General features: G+C 54.5%; 1 protein-coding gene. It reads left to right on the top strand.

What is annotated here, in order from left to right; all coding sequences use genetic code 11:
• Positions 1–70: 70 nt before the first annotated feature.
• Complete coding sequence (locus tag EIK80_RS25245; protein ID WP_014483708.1) at positions 71–310, top strand: hypothetical protein; 240 nt, start codon at positions 71–73, stop codon at positions 308–310.
• Positions 311–336: the final 26 nt, after the last annotated feature.

The following is a 336-nucleotide window of genomic DNA, read 5'->3' on the forward strand; positions in this document are numbered from 1 at the left end:
CTCAAGAATAATCGAACAGTATTGTCAGCAATTTCAGTAGTTCCATGCATACATGCACTAAGGAGCAACCATGAGTTTGATCGATGATGCAAAGGATCTTGCCAAACAGGCCGGCAGCAAAGTTGCCGATACGGCCCGCGATATCAAAGACAAGGCTACCGACAAGGCCTCTGACCTGGTGGACAAGGCCGGGGATGCGCTCGACGAGGCCAAAGCCAAGGCGGATGTCGCCAAAGCCGAGGCCGCCAAGAAGGCCACCGAGGTCAAGAACGACGCCAAGGAGGCTCTCCGCGAGAATGCGGAGAACTGATTCGTGGCTTTGATCCCGCAATGAGT

This window comes from Caulobacter sp. 602-1 (genome assembly GCF_003931565.1).
Lineage (GTDB): Bacteria > Pseudomonadota > Alphaproteobacteria > Caulobacterales > Caulobacteraceae > Caulobacter.